This is a genomic window from Methylobacterium sp. WL116 (assembly GCF_008039455.1).
Classification (GTDB): Bacteria; Pseudomonadota; Alphaproteobacteria; order Rhizobiales; family Beijerinckiaceae; genus Methylobacterium.
Genome location: NZ_VRUV01000304.1, coordinates 1 through 5,619, shown reverse-complemented (window position 1 = coordinate 5,619; position 5,619 = coordinate 1). Strand labels below are relative to the sequence as shown.

5 protein-coding genes, 1 tRNA gene and 1 pseudogene are annotated in these 5,619 nt (G+C 66.2%); all 7 read right to left on the bottom strand.

The window, feature by feature from the left end:
• Positions 1–129: 129 nt before the first annotated feature.
• Positions 130–306 carry a hypothetical protein gene (locus FV223_RS30590; protein WP_187274861.1) on the bottom strand — a complete coding sequence of 59 codons (177 nt, stop codon included), beginning with the start codon at positions 304–306 and terminating at the stop codon, positions 130–132.
• A 181-nt stretch (positions 307–487) separates the two neighbouring features.
• Positions 488–1,213 carry a phosphatase PAP2 family protein gene (locus FV223_RS18740; RefSeq protein WP_147728425.1) on the bottom strand — a complete coding sequence of 242 codons (726 nt, stop codon included), beginning with the start codon at positions 1,211–1,213 and terminating at the stop codon, positions 488–490.
• A 9-nt stretch (positions 1,214–1,222) separates the two neighbouring features.
• Positions 1,223–2,512: an MFS transporter gene (locus tag FV223_RS18735; RefSeq protein ID WP_147728424.1), complete on the bottom strand. Its 1,290-nt coding sequence runs from the start codon at positions 2,510–2,512 to the stop codon at positions 1,223–1,225.
• A 252-nt stretch (positions 2,513–2,764) separates the two neighbouring features.
• Positions 2,765–3,103, bottom strand: a complete 339-nt coding sequence (locus FV223_RS18730; RefSeq protein ID WP_147728423.1) for a hypothetical protein — start codon at positions 3,101–3,103, stop codon at positions 2,765–2,767.
• Between the two features lie 229 nt (positions 3,104–3,332).
• On the bottom strand, positions 3,333–5,135 hold the full coding sequence (locus FV223_RS18725; protein ID WP_147728422.1) for a site-specific integrase: 1,803 nt from the start codon (positions 5,133–5,135) through the stop codon (positions 3,333–3,335).
• 92 nt (positions 5,136–5,227) lie between these two features.
• Positions 5,228–5,317: transfer RNA gene (locus FV223_RS18720), tRNA-Ser, on the bottom strand.
• Between the two features lie 53 nt (positions 5,318–5,370).
• Positions 5,371–5,619 (bottom strand): annotated as a pseudogene (locus FV223_RS18715) (glucan biosynthesis glucosyltransferase H); the annotation flags it as partial.

Below are 5,619 nucleotides of genomic sequence, written 5' to 3'. Positions count from 1 at the left end.
GACGACCGATGGCATGGGGATCGAGGTCGTCGGTGCCCTCTACCGGGACCTCATCCGACGCCTCGGCCTCAAGGCGGGCGAGTTGCGGCTCGTATGAGCGTCCCGCCGCTCCGTCGAGGCGGCGCGCTTTCAGTACCCGTGCCGAGCGCCCGCCTGCTTCTTCGCCTTCTTCAGACGCCGCAAGCCCCGGATCGCCCGGACAAGCCTCTTGGCTTGCCGCTTCTCACAGGCCTCCGTAACAGCGCGGCCGGCGACCTTGACCATGAAGTGCCCATCGGCGGCTCTCTCCTTGGTGACGTAGTGCATCGTCGGATCTCCTGCTGTCAGGGTGGTCGGGAATCGTGGAGCTTGTCTCCGGGATGTTTACGAAGGCGCCATGCGTGTGCACTTTTACGCGGTGAAGCACCGGCCACCACAATTAGGCGGCGGCATTTGCCCTGCAATCTGCCTCCCGCCCTCGTGATGCAGCAGCTTCGAGGCCTCCCTCTCACCGGACGGTTGACGTGTCCTGGGCAGCGACTTCCGCAGCGGCTCGCGCCAGGTCCTGTTGGAAGCGTGGATCGCGGAACAACGCCTCAGCGATGACGGCCGCCGCGATCTTCCCCGCTTCGAGATCGGACGGGAAGTGCGTGCCCGCGATCATGCGGTTGGCCCCATACGAGCTTGCGAAAGCAAACAGCGCCTGGCGTTTATCCGGCACGAGATGCGAGAGCACCGTGGCAGCGAGATACCCGAACGTGGCGTGACCGCTTGGGTAGGAGGTGCTGTCGGAGCGATGTCCGAACGTGGCGAGATCGGGCTTCAGCGTGTAGGGGCGCGGCCGAGCGATGGCGGCCTTGGCTGCCAGCACGGTCAGCTCACCATCCTGGAACATGCGCTCGATCAGCCCGGCGGTGACCGGCATCGTCGCCGCGGTGAAGGCCGGACCCAGAACACCGCTGAAGCGGTCGAGCGTGCACGGGAGGTTCGCCGTGATGCGTCGCTCATCCTCGGAAGTGCGGGCGCCGACGGCCGCCTCGACCGCCTGCATGTCGGCCCTGGCCGGCTCCGAACCTGCCGCAGGCGGCGGGGGTAGGACACGTTGCAACGCCATCGCGGTCGGATCGACGTAGGTGCTGCGCAGCGTGCCTGCAGCCGCAGGCAGGGCGAGAAACAGAAAAACCGCGAGCGTCGCGGCCCGCCGGCGGCCTGTTCCAGAAACGTGACGTCCCACTGACCCTCCTTAAGCTTTGCCCGGCAGCATCGCCCGCAACCACGCCGCCGGTCCGCTACGAGGCCGCTCGGAAGCGGTTTCTGGCATCAGCGCCACCAACACCGCGAGGGCGACCGCGGCGGCCGCGGCACAGGCGAGATAGGCTGCGTCGAACCCCGCCGTCTGCACCAAGGTTCCGGCGATAACGAAGGACAGGGAGGCGCCAGCGCCCTGCACGGTTCCGATAAGACCGTGGGCGGCGTTGTAGCGGCCGGTGCCACGGGTAATGTCGGCCATCACCAGGGGCTTCATCGCGCTGAGCAGTCCGGCGCCGATGCCGTCGAGGCACTGGACCGCGATCAGCCAGTATGGGTCGCGCCAGGCGAGGTAGAGCAAGGCCCGAACGGGCAGCGCGGCAAAGCCGATCACGAGGAGGGGCTTGCGCCCCCAGCGTTCGGCACGGCGGCCGACGATGAGCCCCATCGGCACCATCACCGCCTGGGCGCCGATGATGCAGACTGAGACGATGACGGACGACCAGTCCGGGCGCACGCGCCCGCTTTCCTGCGCCACGAGGGTCAGAAGCGGCGCGTTGGCGAAGTGGAACAGCCCAACGCATGCGGCGAAGACCACGAGCGGCCGGTTGGTCAGCAGCGACCGCCACCCGGCGGGTGCGTCTTCCGCTTCGCCCTCACCGCCCCCACGGGCTCGGCGCGCATCGATTGCCCGACGGGGGATGGCGTAGAGGGCTGCCGCCGAAACGATGGCGCAGGCGGGCACCAGGAGGAACACCGCCCGGTCTGGGAACAGCCAACCGACGAGGCCGATCAGTGCGGCGATGGCGACGTTCCCGGTACGCTCCAGGGCGGCGTTGCGGCCGAAACGTCGGGCCAGCTTCCCGGCGGGGAACAGGCCGAGAGTGAGCGCCGCTACGGCTGGGCTGAGCATGCCGCCGACCGCCGCGAGAACGCAGGAGGCGACGAGCACGGACCAGAAGTTTGGAAAGAGCGCGATGAGGAGGGTGGCTAGGGAGAGCGCGACCAGGGCACCGAGCAGGATCACGCGCTTGTCGCGGACCGCGTCGATGGCGGTCCCGATGGGCGTTTGCGCCACGATGCCGACGATGCCCGCCACCGTGCTCACCAGCCCGACCGAGGCGTCGTCCCAACCGCGATGCACGTAAAGGTAGACGTTAAGGTAGGGTTTGATCGCCCCGTTCACGTCGATCAGCAGCAAGTTCAGCAGGTCGAGCGACTTGGAGACGGAGCGTTGGCTCGAAGCGGGTGGCTGCCCTTGTCCTTCACCGATCTCATGATCCACGTGTTTGGCTCCCTTTCTTGCCAAGCTAGGGTGGGCAGGACTGAACCGAAGTAGGCGGACCCTATTTACGCATGACCGGATTGGATCGGAGGAGGAACGTCTGTTTCGGAACGAAGGGGCAGGGTCCGGTTGCCACCCTAAACTGAAGTTGCCGGACAGCCAGCAAACGTCCGCTTCGAAGAAGCGATGACGGCGCTCCAGGCGTCTGGGTTGGGTCGGAAGCGGACGGTACCAAGCGTCAGATTTTGACCACTAGATCCGAATGGCGCGACGGCGCGGACCGGCTTCCTGCAGCGGAAGCTCGATCACGTCCGCGGGCTCGATCGCTGGGGCTGCCGGCGGCACGATCGCCTCGCCCATCACCGCGACCTCATAGGGTTCGTGCACCTGGTTCAGCTCCAGCTCCAGCGGCACGCTATCGCCGCGCCGGAGGCGGGGGCGGTTTTCGGTCATCCACTCCCCCGCAAGCCGCCGGAGGATGGTGCCGGCCTTCGCGGCGGTCCACGGTCCACCATCGGGGCAGGGGATCAAGCGCTGGGCGAGGGCGAGCCGGGGGCGGGTTCTCCGGGCGTCGAAGTCGAGCCTGTCCAAGATCCGCGATGCCCTGGAGGGTCGGGGTCTCGTGCTGCCTGCCGACGGGGCAGTGGTGATCGCTCGTGTCCAGAGCAGGTGCCTTCCGAGTGACCGAAGGCGACGTTGAGCCCGATCGAGTGGGTGCTGACGGAGACCGAGACCGAGTTCTTGCCGGGCGATGCCCCCGGCGTGCGGCTTCGGCGAGCCGCCGCCGCTGAGTGAAACCGGTTGCACTGGGGTGTGAGCTTTACCGTTGAACCTCTGAAGCCTTCTCATCGACATCAATCAGGTGCATCAGATCTAGTCCATCGTAGCGGATGCGCTTGATGTGCCGATGGAGCGTTGGCGCGGCAATCTGCCGGCCACCGTAGTTCGCTTGGGTGCTACCATCTTCCCATCCCCCCAGTGCAATTACGCTGTCGAGTGGCACGTCTGCTTCCCGCATCGCATCCCGGAAGGTGTGCCGGAAGCTGTGAAACGCGTTCCGATCTCGTTTGACGCCCGCCTCTGCGAGGAACCGTCCGAACCATTTGGAGAAGGGGCTGAAATAGCCGTCAGCCCCGCGCACGATGTCCGGGAACAGCCGTTCGGCGCCAGCCTTGCCCATCCTCTCGACATGCCGAGCGAACCCAATCTGCTCCAGCATGGGGTGGACCGGTACGAAGCGCTCGCCGGCTTCTGTCTTCACCCGCTTCCGATCGGCCTCGTCTACGTCGTCGCCGTCCGCCGCGATGAAGATGCACAAGACGCCCTGAAAGAGGCGTACGTCGTCGGTGCGGAGCTGCGCGACCTCTCCTTGCCTCATACCGGTGAAGAGGCTGATCAGCGGTATCCAGAACCGGCCGCGGCGGGGGTGGTTCGGGCCGGGCTTCGCATAGCCGCCCTCATCGTCCACGCAGCCGGCGTAGAGAGGCGCCTGGAAGATCTTGGTCAACTCCGCAGCGGTGAACGGGTCGCGACGGCCACGCTTCTTCACGCCCTTGATGGCGAGCCGCTTGGCCGGGTTTTGAGTGATCCATCCCTCGCTTTGAGCGTAGTTGAAGAGCATCGCTAGAGCATCGAGGTAATGATTGATCGTGCTTGGACGAAGACGATCGTTCTCAGGCTTCGCCAGCTTGGCGACATCTACCAAGGCCTTGCCAGGAAAGCGTTTGGTTGCGTTCGGCGGGAGCGCTTGGACTGTCGCCCGGAATGCCTTGCACTCGTCTCGATCGATCTCACGAATAGGCCGATCCGCGCCAAACATCTCGCTCGCAAGGCGGAAGACCGATGCGTAGGTTTGCTGAAGCTTGGTGATCTGCCCGGCCCGCTCGGGCTCCGCTTGGAACGCCGCGATCACCTGGGCCAGCGTCTTGCTGTTCGGCTCGACACGTGGCCGGAACACCGGATCGAACGCCACATCCTGGTAGTTGCCTGACAGCTGCGCCCTGCTCCGATGTACGTCTTCCAGCCGCGCCCTGCGCAGTAGGGCCAAGAGCTGCCGAAATTGCGCGGAGGCTGCGTCCTCACGCGACACCACGAACAGCATCGGCGATCCGGCAGCGCGGATCGGGTTGAGCTGGCGCCGGAGCAAGCGAACGTCGGCGGCCCGCAGAAGCCGGATCGCGGTCTGATAGGACGCATCAAGGCCCAGGTCGTCCGGGTCGTTCAGCGCCGCCTCATCCTGCCCCAGGTTGATCAGGGCTTCGTCTCGATCGAGCGGAACCGCCAGACGCGCCCGTTGCTCACCTTCGGCAGCCACGGTGCTGAACCAGCCGATCGCCATTTGCTCGATCGCGGTCTCGCTCAACGATGTGAGCGGGACGCTCCCGATCGTGACGCCGCCATCGGATGCTGCCCGGTCACGAAGGGCTCGGCACTGCTTGTCGAATGCGTCAGCTTCATCGCGAACCCGGCGCTTCGCTTCCGCCAGATCGGAGGTTCCCAGGCTCCGGGTGACCTCCCGCTTGCCGAAGTCGGCAACGAGATCGAGCGGGACCCTCGCCCGAAATTGCCAGTTCGCTGTCCCCTTGCGACGCGCAAGGTATGTGTGCCGACCCACGTCCTTCATGCTCCATGCGTACACTCGTGTGTAGCAGTCGCCCAGACGTAAGCCGTTGATTTCGGTGCATTTCGTGGCGTATCAGCCACTTAGCAGCGAGCTGGCGGAAGAGGTGGGATTCGAACCCACGGTGGAGTTGCCCCCACGGCGGTTTTCAAGACCGCTGCCTTAAACCACTCGGCCACCCTTCCGGCGGATCGAGTTGTAGCGAAGTTCGGAGCCGGCGGACATCGGGAAAATCGGGTCATGGGGCGAGGCGCGCGAGGCGGTCGAGCAGGGCGCGGTCGTGGAGGAGGGCCATGCGCTCCCTGGGGCTGAGCCAGGTGCGGGCCTCGTCGAGGGTCTCGGCCTCGACGACCTTGGCCTGAGCTAGGGTGTGGTCGACGTCGACCCGGCCGCGGGGGCGCGGCTCGGCGCTCGGCAGCATGCGGGTGTGGGCGTCCACCAGGGCCGGGTCGGCGTGGAGCGCCGCGAGCGCGTCGGCCTCGTCGAG